The following is a 17,914-nucleotide window of genomic DNA, read 5'->3' on the forward strand; positions in this document are numbered from 1 at the left end:
TTGCAGTGGCGCCATCCCGGCGCTTTCAGCCCGGTAACATTTAGTCAGTTTCGAATGTCAATCGAATGACATGATTCGAGCGTGGATATTCAGAATGCGAATCGTTCTTTATTGCTTCGTCAGTTATTTACCAGGCTCGATGACAGATAGGTGAAGGTTGTAAAGGGCCGTCACCATCTCGTTGCGTTCGCAAGCAAGGTGCGCGGATGCTTGATGCATGGGATAGCTGTCTGCTTGCATGCGCTAAAGCTTTCGCTTTCCTTTCTTCATAGTGCTTTCGTTTTGCTTGCCGCGCTGCCGCAGGCCGCGTGGTCGGCGGACCACGGCGCGGTTGAACCCGAGGCGCCGCTCAACGAGAAAATTGTTCGTGTCCCCGTTCAATCGTCGCCGCTAGTCACACTGGAAGTGACGGTGTATATGCCCGCGCACTCGGCGGGCGGCGGTCCCTTTCCGCTCGCGCTCCCCATGAACGCGCCGCGCGTGGGCGATCAATTCATAACGTGGTACTTCCTCTCGCGCGGCTACGCCGTCGCCATGCCGGTGCAACGCGGCTACGCCCATTCGTGGGGCCATCTGACACCGCACGGTTGCGACGTACTTGCCATCGGCAACGATGCCGCCAAGGACATTCGCAAGGTGCTCGATGATGTGAAGGACATCCCGGGCATCGACGCCAGCCAGATCGTCGTCGCGGGCAAGAGCATGGGGGGCTGGAGTACGCTCGTATTCGGCGCACAGAATCCTGCGGACGTGAAGGGGCTGCTCAATTTCGCTGGTGGCGTGAAAGAGGGCGATTGCGGCAAGCCCGACGAAAGTCTGATTACGGCTGCCGGAGACCTCGGCTCGCGCACGCGCTTGGCATCGATCTGGTTCTACGGCGACAACGACCAGACTTTCTCTACTGCGACGTGGAAAGGCATGTATGCCCACTACACGGCCGCTGGCGGCCGCGCGCAACTGGTGGACTATGCCGACTTCCAGAAGGACGCCCACGCCATGACGGCCTCAGGTGCGGGGCTTCCGCTATGGATCGCGAAGGCCGAGGCCTTCCTGCAGAGCATCGGCATGCCTGGCAACGAAGTCAATCCAGAGTACCTTCCTCGTCCTGAGCCGAAGGCCAGCGGCTATGCGAGCATCAACGACTTCAGCGCAGTTCCCTATCTCAACGCACGGCAGAAGACCGCACTCTTTGCGAGCTATCTGGCGGCGACACGACCGCGGGCATTTGCGATCGCGCGCGATGGCGGGTGGGGGCAGGCGTCCGGGATCGATTCGATCAACGCAGCTTTGGTGCAGTGTGCAAACGGCCACGAGGAATGCCGCATTTATTCGGTGGACGGTGATGTTGTATGGGCCGGCAGGTAGTCCGCACATTCAGCAGCATTTTCAGCGAAAAAGGAATCTGAGCGACAAATGGCAACGCCTACGCCAATCGCAAATCCCACAACACATCCAGTACGTGTTGCGTGGCACGCTCGACGTACCCCGCACGATGTGCAATCCCGAGCCGTCGCCACAACGCCGGGCGCAGCGGACGCATGACTATGCGACTGTCCGGTAATGGCGTAGTGGCCTCATGGGGCAACAGCGCTGCGCCGTAACCTGCCGCTACCAGACTCTTGATCGCGTCGTTGTAGTTCAGCTGAATGCGCGACTCGGGATGCTGCCCGCCGTTCGCGAACCACTCCGTAGTCAGACGCGAGAGACGCGTGGTCGCGTCATTGAGAATGAGAGGCTGGGCGGCGAGCCATTCAGGGGTAACGCGGGCCGGCGACCGCCAATGCGCCGGCACAAAGGCCATCACAGGGTCGCGGCGCCAGGGCTTTATCACGAGTCCGGCCACCGGGGGCTGGGGCAGCGCGACCAGCCCGATATCCAGCGTTCCATCCACCAGCCTGGACAAGGTTTCCTGCGACGTCAGCACTGCAATCTGAATGTCGATGGCGGGATGGTGCTCGCGCAGGACTTCGAGCGCTTGGGGCAGCAGGTGCGCGATCACGCCTGTGGACGCGCCGAGACGCGCACGCCCTTCGAGCCCCTCTACCTGGCGTTGAATATCGTCTAACGCCTGCTCCGCGTCGGCCAGCAGTCGGCGCGCGCGCTCCACCAGCACCTCGCCGATAGACGTCGGCCCCACATGCCCGCGCTTGCGTAACAGGAGTGGAGCCCCAATGCGGTCTTCGAGTTCGGCGATGTGGAGGCTGACCGTTGGCGGCGCCAGGTGCAATGCACGCGCCGCATCGGCAAATGAACCTCGGTCGGCAACGGCGACCAGAGTGCGCAAGCGGTCCAGACTGATCTCTCGCATGACGGCGTCCAGATTCAGAAAGACTGAATTATTACGTTATGAAATTCAACTTTCTCTATTCTAGCCGTCCGCGCAACATACGGGTTCGTTTTTCCTGTTCCAACCCACAGTCAGCGGAGTCATCCACGTATGAGCTCTCCCGTAGTTTTCATCGACGGCGACCAAGGCACCACCGGTCTGCAAATCCACGACCGGCTGCGCAACCGGACCGACATCAGACTGTTCACACTTGCCGCTGCGGAGCGCAAAGATTCGCGGCGTCGCGCAGAAGCCATCAACGCCTGCGACATCGCCATCCTCTGTTTGCCGGATGCCGCCGCGCGTGAGGCAGTGGGCGTCATTGTCAATCCTGACGTCCGGGTGATCGACGCTAGCTCCGCCCACCGCACCCAGCCGGACTGGACTTACGGTTTTCCAGAAATGACGCCGGGGCAGGCTGAGCAGATTGCGAACGCAAGTCGGGTCACCAATCCTGGTTGCTATCCGACCGGTGCAGTCGGCCTGCTGCGTCCGTTGGTGCAGGCCGGACTCATACCAGGCGATTACCCGATCAGCATTCATGCGGTATCCGGCTACTCCGGACGCGGACGAGCCGGCGTGGAGGAATATGAGGGGGCGGGCGCCGCCAACGCGTCTTCATACCAGGTCTATGGCCTGGAACTCGCGCACAAGCACACGCCGGAGATCCAGCAGCACGCCACGCTTGCGCAGCGTCCCATTTTCGTCCCTGCGTACGGAGCGTTCCGCCAGGGCATCGTGCTGACGGTTCCGCTGGCGTTGCGGCTGCTGGCACCCGGCGTGGATGGCGCCACGCTACACGCATGCCTCGCACGCCACTATGCCGAGGCGACTCACGTACGAGTCTTGCCGCTGCACGAATCGAGCGCCTTAAAACAGCTGGATCCGCAAGTGCTGAACGGTACGAACGACATGCACTTCAGCGTATTTCATGACGAGGAACACGGGCACGTCCTGCTGTCCGCGGTTTTCGATAATCTTGGCAAAGGTGCATCCGGAGCGGCGGTTCAGAACCTGAACCTCATGCTTCGACGCTGAGTGTCTCTGGTTTTCCCGGCAGCAGACATTCCTGTAGCGCCGCGAAGGAGCGTACCCTTTCGTTGTGAGCCGACTGATGGCGTCGGCGCGCCACTGCCAGTCTTCTATAGGAGACGACCATGAAAAAGGAGAGAAAAACAGCCCGGCAAATTCTGTCCGGGAATCCCCGCGAGGTGATCTCGGTCGGCCCCGCGGACGCAGTGCTGACGGCGCTGCGTCTGATGGCTGACAAGGATGTCACCACCTTGCTGGTGTTGCAGGGCAGCAATCTTGTCGGCATCCTGTCTCAGCGCGACTACGCGCGCAAGGTCGAACTGGTCGGGCGCAACGCGACCGAGACGAAGGTCGGCGAGATCATGACTACCGAGGTGCTTTACGTCACGCCCGAGCACACCTGTGACCAGTGCCTGGCGTTGATGCATACGAGGCGGATCCGGCATCTGCCGGTCATCGATTCAGGACAGGTAATCGGCGTGCTATCGAATAGCGATGTCCTCGAGGAACTGATCCAGGAAGACGAACATTTCATCAGCATTCTCGAGCATGACATGCTTTATCTGACCATCGACACGGGCGGCGCCTATTAAGCACTCGCGGGCGGCCAGAGAGGCGCCAACTGAATCCCGGTCAGATCACCAGCACGCGTTTGGCGATGCGCGTGGTCGATGTGACTTTGTCGTGACGCGCGCCGCTATTTGAACTTGACGAGATCCGGAGCGGGACTGTTATCCGCGTTTGGTGGCCCGCTGCGCGCGATGCGCGACGCGGGCCATACCAGACGCGCGGAGCCGGGTGCGCTCACCGCCGTTTGCAGCGACGGCAGCGCAAGCAGGCGTGACAATAGCCGCTGCACAATCACCAAATCCAATTCCGCTTATTGATCAGGAATCCAGATTTATCTACGCAATCTCGATCACTCACTCCTGGCTTTACGGCACGATTTCAGATGGCCGACAAGCCGCCGTCGACGGACAACTCCACCCCATTCACGAAGCTCGAATCGTCTGAAGCAAGAAACAGCGCGACCGTCGCAATTTCCTCGGGACGCCCCATCTTTCCCCGCGGAATCACGGATTCGAACATCCGCTTCGCCGCCTCGTCGAGAACCTGGTCCTGCATCGGTGTGGCTATCGGCCCCGGGCTCAGCACGTTCACGCGGATATTCCTGCCTTTCAGCTCGTTGAGCCACGTGCGCGCGAATGAGTGCAACGCCGCCTTGCTCGCCGCATACACGCCGTAGCCAGGAAAGCCTTTTACCGAAGCCACTGACCCGGTCATGAAGATCGATCCGCCATCATTGAACAGCGGCAACGCCTTCTGAACCGTAAACAGCGTGCCGCGCGCGTTCAGGTCGAAGATCGCATCGAAGTGCTGCTCGGTAATCTCGCCCAGCGGGACGGCTTCGCCCCAGCCGGCGCTCGCGTACAGGACGTCGATCTTGCCCTTTTCCCGCTTGACGGTATCGAACAAGCGGTCGAGGTCGTCGAGATTGGCGGCGTCGCCGCGCACGCCGGTGACGTTCCGGCCAATCAACTTGACGGCTTCGTCCAGCGTTTCCTGCCTCCGGCCCGTGATGAAAACATAGGCGCCTTCTTCAACGAACCGCTTGGCGCTTGCCAGCGCCATGCCGCTCGAACCACCGGTGATGACTGCAACCTTACCCTCGAGCTTTCCCATAATCGCTCCTTTCGTGGTGTCGGACAGCGTCTCTGTTCCCATTTGCACAAATCCGCTGTATCTTGTGGATCACTGATCCACATCCCGATTCCGAAGATACGGATCGCTGATCCACTTGTCAAGAAAACTATGCGGGCCGACGCCAGAAAAAATTACGACCATCTATTAGCAGTCGCGCGGGACGTCGTCACCGAGCATGGTGCCGATGCGTCCATGCGAGATATCGCCCGCCGGGCCGACGTCGGGTTGGCCACGCTGTTTCGTCATTTCCCGACTCGCGAAGCCTTGTTCGAAGCGTTGCTGCGAGAGAATCTGGACGCACTGACGCAGAAAGCAGTTGAACTCGAAACGTCGAATCCACCTGATGAAGCGCTCGTGTCCTGGTTTCGCGAAGGGGTGGCATTCGTTCATACCTATAGCGGCGTTGTCGCGTTGATGGCGAGCGCCCACGCGACCCCGGACTCCGCGCTTTATGCCTCATGCGCAGCGGTGCACTCAGCGGGCGAGCGGCTGCTGCGCCGTGCTCAGGCCGAGGGATCCGCGCGTGCCGATGTGAATGGCGACGACCTGTTCGCCCTGATGTCGGCGCTCGGCTGGCTCGGTGACCAACCCTCATTCGCGCCACGGGCCGATCATCTCTTTCAGGTCATCGCGAGCGCCATTCTGTCTGAGCGGACGAGCAACGATGTCAGGAAGGCAAGGTGTTGAGTCGGATCGGCGATCGGATGCGCGGGCCCGAGACGTCGCAGATTTGCGGCTAACGGCGTCAGTGCCGGCCCACCGTCTCGTGCGCCGGCAGCCGACCGTTATCGCGCCGGCGAGCCGAAATAGGTCGAGTTGTGAATTCAAGTCTTCACCCTTGCCCCTTCTTGCACAGCGTTGACTCAGTCGGGGGCAACGGTTCTTGCAGTATCGGGATAGTCTGCGCACGAATTGGATAGTTCACCAGGTGGGGTTGGAATAGTCTGCGTGCAACAATCTTGAGCGCGATCAAGGCATTCAAGAGAGCAGTCAAAAGTAGACGGAGACGGTGCGAATGCACATGTATGAAGATGGATTGCAACGTTGCATTGCCAACAACTACACCCCGCTGACCCCGGTGGACCTCCAGGTTCGCACGTCCAACGTCTATGGCCACAAGAATAAAAAGGCGCCAGAAGAGGCGGTCGCTGGCGGATGGTTCTCTGCCGATGTCCGAAGTGGGGTGGGTTTCCTTGTGCCCTTATTGAACTCCGACCCCACGTGGAACGCATGCCCGACGAAATCGTCGCTCACGGCCGCTCACTGCTGGCTTCGATCAAGATTCCCAGGGCGGTTCGCCTTTGTAAAGTACACAATTCCTCGACAGAAAATTCAGAAATTAACATTGCGTAAGCAGCCGAATTCGATCTCCGCAATTGATCAGGGCCAGTTCGCGTTGCCGGTAGGGGAGACACGTATGGGTGGATTGTTTTAAGGAATGTATACTTCTCCAGCAATCTAGTCCTGATCCCCGGTAGCTGAATACTTCTGAGTTATAAAGCCAATGAAACTAAAAGAGGAGTTGCATTCTGAGGCTAACGACGACTCTAGTCCCTCAGCCGATGCCGAGTTATTTCGGACCCGGGATATAGAACAGGCCAGAGATTGGGGCACGCGTACATTCTGCGAAAACGAACTTCGAAATATTGACGTGCGTGGTGAGCTCGATGCGCGTCTAATGTATCGAAAGTACGGATCAATCGGCATTGGACGAATGAGTTATGGCGGCGAACTCAGGATTCGACCGACTACATTTGATGATTTTTATTTAGTACAGGTGCCACTCAGTGGTGGTGAGCATATCACCAATGGCAACCAGTCCGTCAGTTCATCGCCTACGGTGGGTTCGATTCTTAATGCCGGGCAACAACATGAAATCGTTCACACGACGGGTACCGAAAAGCTGATTCTCCGTATTGATCGCGGTTTGGTGGAGCGCCTGTGTGGGCAGCATCTCGGCAATGATGCGCAAACCCGGGTGGAATTCGATACTGCAATGCCGCTCGATTCCGCTGCCGGCAGACGGTGGGCTTCCACCATGCAGTGGCTCTTCGATTACCTGGACGGTACGCCTTCGTCATCGCCACTGTTGGCGGCGCAAATCGAGCACATGATCGGCTCGCTGCTGCTCATCAGTCAAGCAAGCAATCATAGTCTGGCACTTAACGAAGATCGGTCGCGCTCCGTGACTCCGGCGTTTATCAGGAAAGCAGAGATTTTCATCGAGGAGCGGGCGCACGAGCCTATTACGGTGGGGACCATTGCGGAGCACGTAGGGGTCAGCACCAGTTCGTTATACACAGGCTTTAGAAAGTACCGGAATACATCACCCATGCATCTGCTGAAGAGCATCCGGCTCAATCGGGTGCGTGAGCAGTTGTTGAAGTCAGATCCAAGAAATACAACGGTGACGGCAGTAGCGTATCAGTGGGGTTTTGCCCATCTCGGTCACTTCACCACCTATTACAAACGTTGGTTTGGCGAGACCCCTAGCGAAACACTAGCTCGTTAAGCCGGTAAGCAGGGGAGCGTCGCGAACTCGCACCTGGCCCTCCGCCTGAGCGGCAACTGAAGATCTTCACCGAGTGCGGCCAGAATCAGGCAATCGTGCGCCGGCTCGCCAACGCTTTCGATGATCCGAACGCTTGCCCCTTGTTACTTCGACAATGCTGAACTGAGAATGGAGCGACCCCGCTGGTCCTTCACCGTGGGAATTTCGCCACGTCGTAGACGAAAAGGACTACGAATTTAATAGCTGATCAAATCAAGCGCTAACCCAGACGGGGCTCTCAGGAGCCCCGTTTGTGTTTGTAGGGATAAACCCTCGAAACGCATATTGAATGCACAGACGGGATAGGGCTCGTAGTCATTGGAGTGTCGAGTACGCGGTCGGGTAATACGATTTGTCCTGCGGTCACTGCCTTACCTGGTGCGCAAAAAAATTACCCCCTTTACAAGGGCCAGCCCCCTCTGAGGAGACAGACAGATGTCGGACCAAACTGTTGTTCGTCGTCGCGTAGCGCAACATTCGATCAGCGATTCGCGCTACAACGATGCAAAGTCGCAATCGCAATACCAGCCCTACAAGGACGCAGCTTGGGGCTTCATCAACCACTGGTATCCGGCGATGTTCAGCAAGGAACTGGTGGAAACCACGACCGAGAACGAAGAAGAACTCCAGACGGGCATCAAGGGCATCATGATCGCCGGCGTGCCCATCGTGCTGCGACGCGTCGACGGCAAGGTCTACGCAGTCAAGGATCAGTGCGTTCACCGTGGCATTCGTCTTTCCGAGAAGCCGATGTGCTTCAACAAGGAAACGATCACGTGCTGGTACCACGGCTTCACGTTCAATCTGGACGACGGCAAGCTCTCGACCATCGTTGCCAATCCCGAGGACAAGCTGATCGGCACGACCGGTATCACGACGTACCCGGTTCAGGAAGTCGCGGGCATGATCTTCGTGTTCGTTCGTGAAGACGACTTCCCGCTCGAAGACGTTCCCCCGCTGTCGGAAGACCTGCCGTTCCGCTTCCCGGAAAACAACGAGCGCTTCCCGCACCCGCTGTGGCCGGACACGCCATCGATCCTGGACGACAACGCAGTCGCGCACGGAATGCACCGCACGGGCTTCGGCAACTGGCGTATCGCGTGCGAAAACGGCTTCGACAACGCACACATCCTGGTTCACAAGGACAACTCCATCGTTCACGTGAACGACTGGGTGCTCCCGCTGGGCATTCTGCCGGTCTCGGACGACTGCATTCAGGTCATTGAAGACGAAAATGGTCCGAAGGGCATGATGCAATGGCTGTTCACGGACAAGTGGCAACCGGTGCTGGAAAACAAGGAACTGGGCCTCAAGATCGACAACCTGAACGGTCGCTTCTATCGCACGTCGGTGGTCCTCCCGGGTGTGCTCATGGTCGAAAACTGGCCGGAAGAGCACGTCGTCCAGTACGAATGGTACGTCCCGATCACGGACGATCTGCACGAGTACTGGGAAGTGTTGGTCCGCATCTGCCCGACCGAAGAGGATCGCAAGAAGTTCAAGTACCGCTTTGACCGCGTATACAAGGAACTGTGCCTGCACGGCTTCAACGACTGCGACCTCTACGCCCGCGAAGGTATGCAGCACTTCTACGCGGACGGCACGGGCTGGGACGACGAGCAACTGGTGTCGACCGACATCTCTCCGGTCACGTGGCGCAAGCTCGCTTCGCGCCACAACCGGGGTATCGCGAAGCCTGGCAAGGGCGTCTACGGTGCAGTGAAGACTCATAGCACGCGCCTCAAGGATCTCGCGGATGGCAAGCGCCCGGCGTACTTTGTGGATCAAGTCTGGTTCTAAAGCTTGATCGGCACTCGCCAGGGCGCCTGTCAGTTCCCCTTGGCACCTTGCAGCACCCTGATGCCCAGTTGCGAGGAGGGAGGTCGATTCGTTGTCCTCTCGGTCTCCATTCTCGTCTCCGTGTGCCATCAGGCCATGGACCTAACTAAATCTATTACCCATATCCGTCATGAGCAGCCTTCCACGCGACCTGCCTGATTTCGAAATCTACGACCTGTCGTTGCAGATTCGCAGCGGCAAGATCAGTCCGGTAGAAGTCACCAGGGCGATTCTGACCCGCGTGGAAGCACTGGACGCGAAATTGCATAGCTATGCCCGTGTCACCCCTGAGCTGGCATTGAAGCAGGCTGAGCAAGCAGAGAAGGAGATTCAGGCTGGGGACGTAAGGAGTCCCCTGCACGGTATTCCGCTTGCAGTCAAAGATTTGTTCGATACCAAGGGCATCGTGACTGCCGGTGGTATGCCGATCCATGCACAGCGCGTACCCACGGAAAACGCGACGGTCGTGCAGCGCCTGCAAGATGCAGGGTCGGTGATGCTGGGCAAGCTGCAAATGACGGAAGGTGCCTTTGCCATCCACCATCCGACGATTCCTGATCCCGTTAATCCGTGGGGCGCCGCGCACTGGTGTGGTGCGAGCTCCTCGGGTTGCGGTGTCGCTACTGCGGCCCGTCTGTGCTACGGCACGCTCGGTTCCGATACGGGTGGCTCGGTGCGTTTCCCCAGTGCAGCGAACAATCTGACTGGATTGAAAACCACATACGGCACGATCAGCCGTAAGGGTACGATGGAACTGGCTGCATCGCTGGATCACGTGGGCCCCATGGCTCGCTCTGCCCGTGACGTGCTGCTCCTTCTCGCAATCATTGGTGGTCACGATACGCAACGACTGCTTGCCACCATCGACGAGCAACGATTCGATAACTTCCTGAAGGGCTTCAAGGGATTGCGAATCGGCCTGGACGAAGCGTGGATTTCGGACGGCGTCGATCCCGTGATTCAGCGCGCGATTCAGCACGTCAAGGTCATCCTTGCTGAGGCCGGTGGCGAAATCAAGAGCATCAAGGTTCCGGATACAAGGGCGACCAGTTCCAACTGGGAGCATCACTGCGGGGTTCAAACGGCTGTTGCTCATCAAGCGACGTATCCCGACAAGGCCGGTGAATACGGTCCCGCACTGGCCCGTTTGATCGATCAAGGGCGGGAACTGAAGGCTGTGGACTACGAGCGCATCATTCGTGATGCCCAGCAGTTTACCCGCGAGATGGATGCGGTATTCACAGAAGTGGATGCTGTATTGGCTCCGGTGCAGCCCTACGCGGCACCGACGTATGAACAGTTGGCAGGTTTGGCTTCGGATCCTGAGGCTAACCGGCGCCTGATTCAGTTCACGTCGCCGTTCAACGCCTCGGGACACCCCGCATTGTCGGTACCCATCGGATTTACCGGCCAAGGATTGCCCGTCGGTGGGCAACTCATTGGCCGCAAGTATCAAGACGATCTGCTGTGTATGGTCGGCATGATATTGCAGCGCCATAGTGATTGGCATCGTCAGGTCCCGCCTGGGTTGGCTTGATGGATATTGAAAGTGTTTATTTTGCGGATTAAGTCATGACCCAAGCTCATCAGGTAACCATTCACTTCGCAGATGGCGTGAGCCGTACATTTGCCGCCGGGTCGGGTGAAAACATTCTCGAAGCCGCAATCAAGGCCGAAGTGCCCGTGCTGTATCAGTGCAAGGCCGGGGCCTGCGCGTCGTGCACGTGCAAGCTCGCGGAAGGAGAGGCCGTGACGATCCCCGGTGCCAGTTCGACGCTCCTGGCTTCGGAATACGCGGAAGGAAACCGGCTGCTCTGCGTGACGAATGCCGAATCGGATTGTTCATTCAACGTCGCATACGGTTCGGAAGTCGGCTCGTCGGTCGCCCAGGAGGTGAAGGTCTTCATCGACTCCGTGGAGCGTATCGCGCCCAACGTCATGCGTTTGACTGTCGAGTTGGCCGAAGGCAACTGGCTCGAATTCAGGTCCGGGCAGTTCATGCAGATCACGGTACCGGGTCTGGGTGTTCTCCGCAGCTACAGCCCGTCGTCTACGTCGCTGACTCTGCCGAAGATGGAATTTCTGGTCCGACTGCTACCCAATGGCGCGATGTCCACGTTCCTCGAAAACGAGGCGCAAGTGGACCAGGTTCTGACGATGAAAGGCCCCTATGGCGCGTTCTTCCTGCGTGAAGAGCATCGTCGTGCGCCGCACATCTTCGTTGCCGGTGGGACGGGTCTGGCTCCGATCCTGTCGATGATCGACGGCCTCCGGCAGGCGTCTGGCAAGAAGCCGCCGATGCTGCTCTCGTTTGGTTGCGCGGTCCCTGAAGCGCTGTTTGCGCTGGATGACATGGAACTGCGTCAGCACTGGCTGCCGACGTTGAAGACCCGCATCTGCGTGGATCGCCACGCCACGGAAGGCCTGCATGAAGGATCGCCGGTCTCGGCCCTCAAGGAAGGCGATGTGACGGATCCGAACACGGTGGCTTATCTGTGCGGTCCGCAGCCGATGATCGACGCGGCAACGAGGCGTCTGATCGAGTTGGGCATGAAGCCGGAATTGATTTTCGCAGAGCAGTTTGTTGCATCGAATTGAGGAATGGGCATGCAATTCAATCCTACGAAGCAAATGCCGTTTTCGGCTCAGCAGACCGAATGGTACGAAAAGGCCAAGGCCAACCTGAGTTCGAAGCGTCTTCAAAAACTGCTGTTCGAGCTGACGGACATACACAGTCCTACGGGTTCCACGCGTGAAGCTGCTGACTATATGCAGCGTCATATGGAGTTGATCGGGCTGCGTACGAAAACGCATGACAACTCGGCCATCAGTCGTTCGGTTATGGGTGAACACCGGGGCACCGGTGGCGGCGCGTCGTTGCTGCTTTATGCGCCTATCGACACTCACCTGGATCGCACCAAGGAAGAAGAGATACTTGCGGGCCCCGGTCAAGAAGCGGATTTGCAGCCGCACGCCAGGCAAATCGAAGACTGGGTGTTCGGGCTCGGCGCTTCGAATCCGAAGGGCATGATCGCCACGCACGTTGAAGTGGCAACGGCGGTGCTGGAAACGGGTATTCCGCTGAAGGGCAATCTGCTTGTCGGTATGGCCGACGGCGGAATGCCCGTTGACATCAAGGAGCGTCATTCGGGCATGTCGAATGGCGTGATCAATTTGCTGAATCGTGGCATGTACCCCGATTTCGCAATCATCATGAAGCCGTGGAACTGGGTCTACCACGAAGAACCGGGTATGGCGTGGTTCAAGATCACGGTCAAGGGCACGATGGGCTATGCGGGTATCCCGCACGACGTGCCGGGTTTCCGTTCGTCGGTGGTTCCCGCTGCCACGGTGATCCAGGCGCTGCAAGCCTGGCTTCCCGAATATACGAAACGCAATACGTCGGGCGTTATCGAGCCCCATGGCTGGATTGCGGGCGTTCGTGGCGGTCAGATCGAAAGGCCTGCGTTCCCGTCCGCAGTCACGGAGATTTTCTTCGACGTTCGCGTGAATCCCCGGACGAGCCCCGCTGATGTCAAGGCACAGTTCGCGAACTTTGTCGAGGACGTAAAGACTCGCCATCCGGAAATCACGATGGACTGGGAGATGTACGGCTCGGTCCCGGGCGGCACCACGGATCCGGAGAACTGGATTATCCAGTCGGCGAAGCGCGGCTGGGAGCACATCGAGGGACGTCCGCATGGCGTACCCGACTTGCTGGCCGGTCAAACCGACGGTGCGGCGCTGCGTCGTTACGGTGTGCCGACTGCTCGCATCGGTTGGCCGTGGCCGGCTCAGGGCGCTCCGGTGCCGGTCGCCGAGGGTCTGGGCGGCATGGGCGCCACCTACGTTCCGGACCTGATGCCCTGCGCCGAGAAAATCCTGTACGCGGTGATCGACACGCTTACCCGCGACCGGAGCGAGCTTGGCCTTTGAGTTTCTGTGGTCGTAGTTCCATAACCAGAAAGCAAGGAAGGAGGCAGACATGAGCAAGAAGCGCATCAAGATGATTTTCCCGGTGCCGATGAGCGAGGCGACTCGTCCGCTGGTGGAATCGCAACTGCCGCCTTCGATGCAGCGCGCGGACATCGAAGTCGAATTCGTAGGCGCCGGTCAGGTCATGACGCTCGCGGATTCGTACCTCGACATGGCAGTCATGGAGATGGCTGTGATTCAGGCGGGCATCAAAGCTGAGGAGCAGGGCTTCGATGCCGTGTGTATCAACACGGTTTCGGATTCGGGCCTTTACGCGCTCCGCTCGCGTCTGTCGATTCCGGTGATGGCCCCCGCTATCACGTCGTTCCACCTCGCGTGCTCGCTGGGTCACAAGTTCAGCGTCCTGACGATGTGGCCGCAGTGGCACGCGCTGTACAAAAAGACGACGAAGGAATACGGCCTGGAGCATCGTCTCGCCTCGATTCGTGACATCGGCGTTCGCCCCGATACACAGGAACTGCTGCAGGGCAAGGAAGACATCGTATTCGCGGCCCTGGTCGAGGCGGGCAGGAAGGCAGTCGAAGAAGATGGTGCGGACGTGCTGGTCCTGGGTTCCACCACGATGCATCAGTCGCACCAATACCTGGCCAGGCACCTGAACGTACCGGTTCTGAATCCGGGCGTGGTCGCATACAAGTATTGCGAATTGCTGCTCGATCTCGGTCTGTGCCACAGCAAGACCGCGTTTCCGAGCCCGGAAACGAACAAGGATGCCGCGTTCGGCTTCTAAAGCTGTCAAGGATGGCTGCGTTAAGGTTAGATATGACCCACGATAAACATCAACCGCTCATCGATTTCACGATGGCCGACGCCGCTCAGGCGTTTCGCGACGGATCGGTGACGAGTACCCAGTTGGTACTGGCCTGTCTGGAACGTATCAACGCAGGAAAAGCCCTGAATGCATTCGTTACCGTGGATGCAGAGGGCGCTTTGAAGGCTGCGGCCGCTATTGATCACGCACGGCAGACAGGGATTCCGTTGGGGCCTTTGGCAGGCATCCCTATCGTGGTCAAGGACAACATTCATAGCGCGGGCATCCGCTGCACCGCAGGCAGTCCCGCTTTCGCAGACTTCGTGCCGGTCACGGATGCACCGACCTTGCGCAAGCTCCGGGATGCAGGGGCCATCGTGCTGGGCAAGACCAACATGCATGAACTGGCCTACGGGGCGACGGGCTACAACGGCGCCTTCAATACGGGCGCGGGCCGTGGGGTTCGTAACGCATACGACCAGACCAGGATTGCCGGCGGTTCGTCCTCGGGCTCGGCCGCTGCGCTGGGTGCGCGGATGGCACTCGGGGCATTGGGAACCGATACAGGCGGCTCGATGCGCATTCCCCCCGCACTCAATGGCGTGGCTTCGCTGCGTCCGACGTGGGGTCGCTACTCGGGGCTGGGCGTGATCCCCATTGCGAGGACGCGCGATACCGTGGGCCCCATGGCATTGAACATGCACGACGTGGCGCTCCTCGACAGCGTGATCTCCGACGAGTACGCGTTGCCCCACGTGGAACTCAGGAAGCTACGGCTAGGTCTTCCCGCCGAGTTTTGGGCGAATCTCGATCCGGACACGCGCGAGGTCGCGGGCTCTGTGGTTACGCGTCTCACACAGTTGGGCGTGACCATCATCGATCTGGGCAAAACCGGATTGATGGAACTGAATGATGCAGTTGGCTTCCAGGCGGTCGTTGGCGAGTCCAGATCCAGTATGGAGCAGTACCTGAAGGGCAACGGTCATTCGATGACGGTCGAGCAACTGGCCAGGAAGATCGACAGTCCAGACGTGAAGTGGATTTATGAAAACTGGGTGCTGCCCAACAAGTTCCCGAATGCCGCAGGTGAACTCATGGATGTGACACGCCTGTACGAACAGGCACAAAAGTCCGGCGGTGGACGTGATCAGTTGCGGGCCAGGTATGCGGAACTGTTTGCCCGGCATCAGTTGGATGCGCTGATCTTCCCGACTACCGCGTGCGTGGCGCCCAATGCGGACGACAGCATTTATGAGGAAGAGAACTTCCGGCGCCTGATCCAGAACACCGAGCCGATGGCGAGCGCCGGGCTTCCGGGCCTGAATCTTCCGGCAGGACTGGGATCCCGAACGGGGCTCCCGGTTGGCATGGAATTCGACGGTCCGCAAGGTTCGGATCGTCGACTGCTCTCCATTTGCATTTTGCTGGAAGGCGTTTTGGGCGGAATTGCGCGCCCCTGACCGTTGGTTCTGCAAGGATTGAACAGAGATGATTAATGCGCTGAGCTACATCGTGGTCGAGACCCCCCGTATGCAGGAATGGATCGACCAGGTGACGAACCACATCGGTATGCAGATCGAAGTGACCGAAGCTGGAAAGACCATACGCATTCGCGCGGACGAAAAGATTCAGCGGTTTGTCGTCACCGCTACCGATGGCGAGTCCACGATGGGTATGGGCTTCGAAGTTCCCGACGCCCCGACCCTGACGGCATGCACGATGGCATTGGAGGCCGCAGGCTATAAAACGACGCCCGGTACGGCTCAGGAAATCGAATTCCGGGGCGTCAAGAGCATGGTGCATTTCCGTGACGATGATGGTGTACGTCTGGAGATCGCCTATGGTCTGGCCGATGCAAATACGGAATTCGTGCCCGGCCGACCGATTGGCGGTTTCCGTACCGGCAACATGGGCCTCGGTCACGTGGCGCTCATTACCGGGCACTTCGAAAGACTCTCGAACCTGTATCGCAACGTGCTGGGCATGCACCTCACGGACTACACCTATAAGCCGTTCAAGGTCGAATTCCTGCACTGCAACCCACGTCACCATACGATTGGCATCGCGCATACGGGTGGCAAGGCCGGTATCTATCACCTGATGCTCGAGTACAACGATTTCGATGACGTCGGTCGTGCGTATGATACCGCGCTCCTGAATCCCGATTCGATTGGCGTGACGCTGGGTCGTCACATCAACGACCACGCGACCTCGTTCTATCTCAAGAACCCCGATGGCTGGATGTTCGAACTGGGTTGGGCGACACGCACGGTTGGACCTGACTGGGAAGTCGAGGAACTGAAAGGCATGAGCCTCTGGGGGCATGACCGGACATGGCTTCCGGACCACAAGCGCGAAGAAGCGCGACAAATTCTCAAGCAACTGGCGGCCGAAGGCATGCGTGCACCAGTTGTGATCCCTGAAACACAGAAGGCAAAGTGATGAGCAACGCAAGTCCCGAAATCGCGAGTTCACTCACACTGGGTGACGTCACGCTGAACTATCACGACGTTGGTGAGGGCGCGGGCGAACCGATCCTGCTGATTCACGGTTCAGGCCCCGGCGTCACCGCCTGGGCTAACTGGCGCGGCATTATCCCGGTACTGAGCCAGAAGGCTCGAGTCATCGCACCGGACATGCTGGGATTTGGATATACCCGGTGCCCCGAGCAACTCAAGCTGACTCCCGCTGTCTGGGTGGAATCGTTGATCGCGTTGCTCGACGCGCTGGAGATCGAGAAAGTGTCGGTGGTCGGCAACTCGTTTGGTGGCGCCATCGCGTTGGCACTCGCCACGGCACATCCCGAGCGTGTGAATCGTCTGGTACTGATGGGTGCGGCGGGCATCAATGCGCCGATCAGCGAGGGCCTTGAAAAGGTATGGGGTTACACGCCCAGCCTGGAAGCCATGAAGGGGCTCATGGAAGTGTTCGCCCACGATCACTCGATCATCACCGACGATCTGGTGCGTATGCGTTACGAGGCATCGATCCGCGCGGACGTGCAGGAACGATTTGCTCGCCTGTTCCCGGCGCCGCGTCAGCAGGGCGTGGAAATGCTGGCCCTTGCTGAATCGGATCTGGCGGCGATCGCGCACGAGACGTTGCTCATCCATGGCCTGAACGATCAGGTGATCCCGGTCGAATGGTCGCGACACATGAAGACGTTGCTCCCGAACTCGACGCTGCAAGAGTTTGATCAGTGCGGACACTGGGTGCAGATCGAAAAGGCTGCGCAGTTCACGCACGCTGTTTCGGACTTCCTGCTCAATCAATCAACGGGACAATGATGGAAAATCTCGATATCAAAGGCCGCTGGGCAATTCAGGCATGGGAACAAATATTTGAGGATGGTCGAGTGACCTACCCGATGGGTACGGAGCTCGAAGGGTTCATGGAATACGGGCCGAATGGCATGTTCTGTGCCATTACCAAAAAGGATCGCGCACAGTTCACGACTGGTGGTCAGTGGAATGCATCGGACGCAGAGAAGGCCCTGGCATACAACACTTACCTGACCTACGCCGGCGATTGGCGCATCGAAGGTAACGTGGTCACGCACGCGGTCAAGCATTGCCTGTTCCCGAACTGGGTAGGTGGCGAACAGAAGCGCTATGCGGAGCTGAAGGGCGATCTGTTGTCGCTGACCACGCATACGCTGGAAGCGGGTACGTCGGAAGCCCGGGTCGCTCGTCTCACATTCGAACGCGTTTAAGGC

The 17,914-nt window shown here is 58.8% G+C and carries 17 protein-coding genes; 15 read left to right on the forward strand and 2 right to left on the reverse strand.

The annotated features are described in order from the left end of the window. Positions 1-465: 465 nt before the first annotated feature. Positions 466-1,365, forward strand: coding sequence for an alpha/beta hydrolase family protein (locus AB4Y44_RS17590; protein ID WP_368700375.1), 900 nt, complete (start codon positions 466-468; stop codon positions 1,363-1,365). A gap of 58 nt (positions 1,366-1,423) precedes the next feature. Here AB4Y44_RS17590 and AB4Y44_RS17595 read toward each other — a convergent pair whose 3' ends face one another. Next, positions 1,424-2,308, reverse strand: a complete 885-nt coding sequence (locus AB4Y44_RS17595) for a LysR family transcriptional regulator (protein WP_342924920.1) — start codon at positions 2,306-2,308, stop codon at positions 1,424-1,426. A 129-nt stretch (positions 2,309-2,437) separates the two neighbouring features. On the opposite strand from AB4Y44_RS17595, the gene argC reads away from it, so the two are divergent. Both argC and AB4Y44_RS17605 read left to right on the forward strand, forming a co-directional pair. Next, positions 2,438-3,364, forward strand: coding sequence for an N-acetyl-gamma-glutamyl-phosphate reductase (gene argC / locus AB4Y44_RS17600; RefSeq protein WP_368700376.1), 927 nt, complete (start codon positions 2,438-2,440; stop codon positions 3,362-3,364). Between the two features lie 119 nt (positions 3,365-3,483). Continuing rightward, on the forward strand, positions 3,484-3,951 hold the full coding sequence (locus tag AB4Y44_RS17605) for a CBS domain-containing protein (RefSeq protein ID WP_368700377.1): 468 nt from the start codon (positions 3,484-3,486) through the stop codon (positions 3,949-3,951). A 355-nt stretch (positions 3,952-4,306) separates the two neighbouring features. Here AB4Y44_RS17605 and AB4Y44_RS17610 read toward each other — a convergent pair whose 3' ends face one another. Further along, positions 4,307-5,041: an SDR family oxidoreductase gene (locus AB4Y44_RS17610; RefSeq protein WP_342924929.1), complete on the reverse strand. Its 735-nt coding sequence runs from the start codon at positions 5,039-5,041 to the stop codon at positions 4,307-4,309. Between the two features lie 129 nt (positions 5,042-5,170). On the opposite strand from AB4Y44_RS17610, the gene AB4Y44_RS17615 reads away from it, so the two are divergent. The 12 genes from AB4Y44_RS17615 (at position 5,171) to AB4Y44_RS17670 (ending at position 17,911) form a co-directional block, all read left to right on the forward strand. Further along, positions 5,171-5,749: a helix-turn-helix domain-containing protein gene (locus AB4Y44_RS17615; protein WP_342924924.1), complete on the forward strand. Its 579-nt coding sequence runs from the start codon at positions 5,171-5,173 to the stop codon at positions 5,747-5,749. A 328-nt stretch (positions 5,750-6,077) separates the two neighbouring features. Further along, positions 6,078-6,497, forward strand: coding sequence for a hypothetical protein (locus AB4Y44_RS17620; RefSeq protein WP_368700378.1), 420 nt, complete (start codon positions 6,078-6,080; stop codon positions 6,495-6,497). Between the two features lie 69 nt (positions 6,498-6,566). Then, the gene (locus AB4Y44_RS17625) at positions 6,567-7,574 is read left to right on the forward strand and encodes an AraC family transcriptional regulator (protein WP_368700379.1); all 1,008 of its coding nucleotides are present in this window, start codon (positions 6,567-6,569) and stop codon (positions 7,572-7,574) included. Between the two features lie 474 nt (positions 7,575-8,048). Next, positions 8,049-9,413: a Rieske 2Fe-2S domain-containing protein gene (locus AB4Y44_RS17630; protein ID WP_342924282.1), complete on the forward strand. Its 1,365-nt coding sequence runs from the start codon at positions 8,049-8,051 to the stop codon at positions 9,411-9,413. 169 nt (positions 9,414-9,582) lie between these two features. Then, positions 9,583-10,989, forward strand: coding sequence for an amidase (locus AB4Y44_RS17635; RefSeq protein WP_368700380.1), 1,407 nt, complete (start codon positions 9,583-9,585; stop codon positions 10,987-10,989). A gap of 35 nt (positions 10,990-11,024) precedes the next feature. Then, positions 11,025-12,050 (forward strand): FAD-binding oxidoreductase, encoded by a 1,026-nt coding sequence (locus tag AB4Y44_RS17640; protein ID WP_368700381.1) that lies wholly within the window; start codon positions 11,025-11,027, stop codon positions 12,048-12,050. A 9-nt stretch (positions 12,051-12,059) separates the two neighbouring features. Continuing rightward, positions 12,060-13,388: a M20 family metallopeptidase gene (locus AB4Y44_RS17645; RefSeq protein WP_368700382.1), complete on the forward strand. Its 1,329-nt coding sequence runs from the start codon at positions 12,060-12,062 to the stop codon at positions 13,386-13,388. A 49-nt stretch (positions 13,389-13,437) separates the two neighbouring features. Further along, complete coding sequence (locus AB4Y44_RS17650; protein WP_368700383.1) at positions 13,438-14,178, forward strand: aspartate/glutamate racemase family protein; 741 nt, start codon at positions 13,438-13,440, stop codon at positions 14,176-14,178. A gap of 32 nt (positions 14,179-14,210) precedes the next feature. Further along, a complete protein-coding gene (gene iaaH, locus AB4Y44_RS17655; RefSeq protein WP_368700384.1) occupies positions 14,211-15,659 on the forward strand; it encodes an indoleacetamide hydrolase in 1,449 nt (482 codons plus the stop codon). Positions 15,660-15,687: 28 nt separating this feature from the next. Continuing rightward, the gene (locus AB4Y44_RS17660) at positions 15,688-16,641 is read left to right on the forward strand and encodes a VOC family protein (RefSeq protein WP_342924288.1); all 954 of its coding nucleotides are present in this window, start codon (positions 15,688-15,690) and stop codon (positions 16,639-16,641) included. Further along, on the forward strand, positions 16,641-17,486 hold the full coding sequence (locus tag AB4Y44_RS17665) for an alpha/beta fold hydrolase (protein ID WP_368700385.1): 846 nt from the start codon (positions 16,641-16,643) through the stop codon (positions 17,484-17,486). The genes AB4Y44_RS17660 and AB4Y44_RS17665 overlap by 1 nt, the downstream gene beginning before the upstream one ends. Next, positions 17,483-17,911: a lipocalin-like domain-containing protein gene (locus tag AB4Y44_RS17670; RefSeq protein ID WP_342924290.1), complete on the forward strand. Its 429-nt coding sequence runs from the start codon at positions 17,483-17,485 to the stop codon at positions 17,909-17,911. Before AB4Y44_RS17665 ends, AB4Y44_RS17670 begins: the two co-directional genes overlap by 4 nt. The last annotated feature ends 3 nt before the right edge of the window (positions 17,912-17,914 follow it).

It is taken from the genome of Paraburkholderia sp. BR10937, from assembly GCF_040965695.1.
Classification (GTDB): Bacteria; Pseudomonadota; Gammaproteobacteria; order Burkholderiales; family Burkholderiaceae; genus Paraburkholderia.

What these genes read in the sequence shown, in the direction of transcription:
- argC (WP_368700376.1), top strand. Translation starts at nt 2,438, where the DNA reads ATGAGCTCTCCCGTAGTTTTCATCGACGGCGACCAAGGCACCACCGGT.
- AB4Y44_RS17665 (WP_368700385.1), top strand. Translation starts at nt 16,641, where the DNA reads ATGAGCAACGCAAGTCCCGAAATCGCGAGTTCACTCACACTGGGTGAC.
- iaaH (WP_368700384.1), top strand. Translation starts at nt 14,211, where the DNA reads ATGACCCACGATAAACATCAACCGCTCATCGATTTCACGATGGCCGAC.
- AB4Y44_RS17605 (WP_368700377.1), top strand. Translation starts at nt 3,484, where the DNA reads ATGAAAAAGGAGAGAAAAACAGCCCGGCAAATTCTGTCCGGGAATCCC.
- AB4Y44_RS17660 (WP_342924288.1), top strand. Translation starts at nt 15,688, where the DNA reads ATGATTAATGCGCTGAGCTACATCGTGGTCGAGACCCCCCGTATGCAG.
- AB4Y44_RS17670 (WP_342924290.1), top strand. Translation starts at nt 17,483, where the DNA reads ATGATGGAAAATCTCGATATCAAAGGCCGCTGGGCAATTCAGGCATGG.
- AB4Y44_RS17610 (WP_342924929.1), bottom strand. Translation starts at nt 5,041, where the DNA reads ATGGGAAAGCTCGAGGGTAAGGTTGCAGTCATCACCGGTGGTTCGAGC.
- AB4Y44_RS17645 (WP_368700382.1), top strand. Translation starts at nt 12,060, where the DNA reads ATGCAATTCAATCCTACGAAGCAAATGCCGTTTTCGGCTCAGCAGACC.
- AB4Y44_RS17595 (WP_342924920.1), bottom strand. Translation starts at nt 2,308, where the DNA reads ATGCGAGAGATCAGTCTGGACCGCTTGCGCACTCTGGTCGCCGTTGCC.
- AB4Y44_RS17640 (WP_368700381.1), top strand. Translation starts at nt 11,025, where the DNA reads ATGACCCAAGCTCATCAGGTAACCATTCACTTCGCAGATGGCGTGAGC.
- AB4Y44_RS17620 (WP_368700378.1), top strand. Translation starts at nt 6,078, where the DNA reads ATGCACATGTATGAAGATGGATTGCAACGTTGCATTGCCAACAACTAC.
- AB4Y44_RS17650 (WP_368700383.1), top strand. Translation starts at nt 13,438, where the DNA reads ATGAGCAAGAAGCGCATCAAGATGATTTTCCCGGTGCCGATGAGCGAG.
- AB4Y44_RS17625 (WP_368700379.1), top strand. Translation starts at nt 6,567, where the DNA reads ATGAAACTAAAAGAGGAGTTGCATTCTGAGGCTAACGACGACTCTAGT.
- AB4Y44_RS17630 (WP_342924282.1), top strand. Translation starts at nt 8,049, where the DNA reads ATGTCGGACCAAACTGTTGTTCGTCGTCGCGTAGCGCAACATTCGATC.
- AB4Y44_RS17635 (WP_368700380.1), top strand. Translation starts at nt 9,583, where the DNA reads ATGAGCAGCCTTCCACGCGACCTGCCTGATTTCGAAATCTACGACCTG.
- AB4Y44_RS17590 (WP_368700375.1), top strand. Translation starts at nt 466, where the DNA reads ATGAACGCGCCGCGCGTGGGCGATCAATTCATAACGTGGTACTTCCTC.
- AB4Y44_RS17615 (WP_342924924.1), top strand. Translation starts at nt 5,171, where the DNA reads ATGCGGGCCGACGCCAGAAAAAATTACGACCATCTATTAGCAGTCGCG.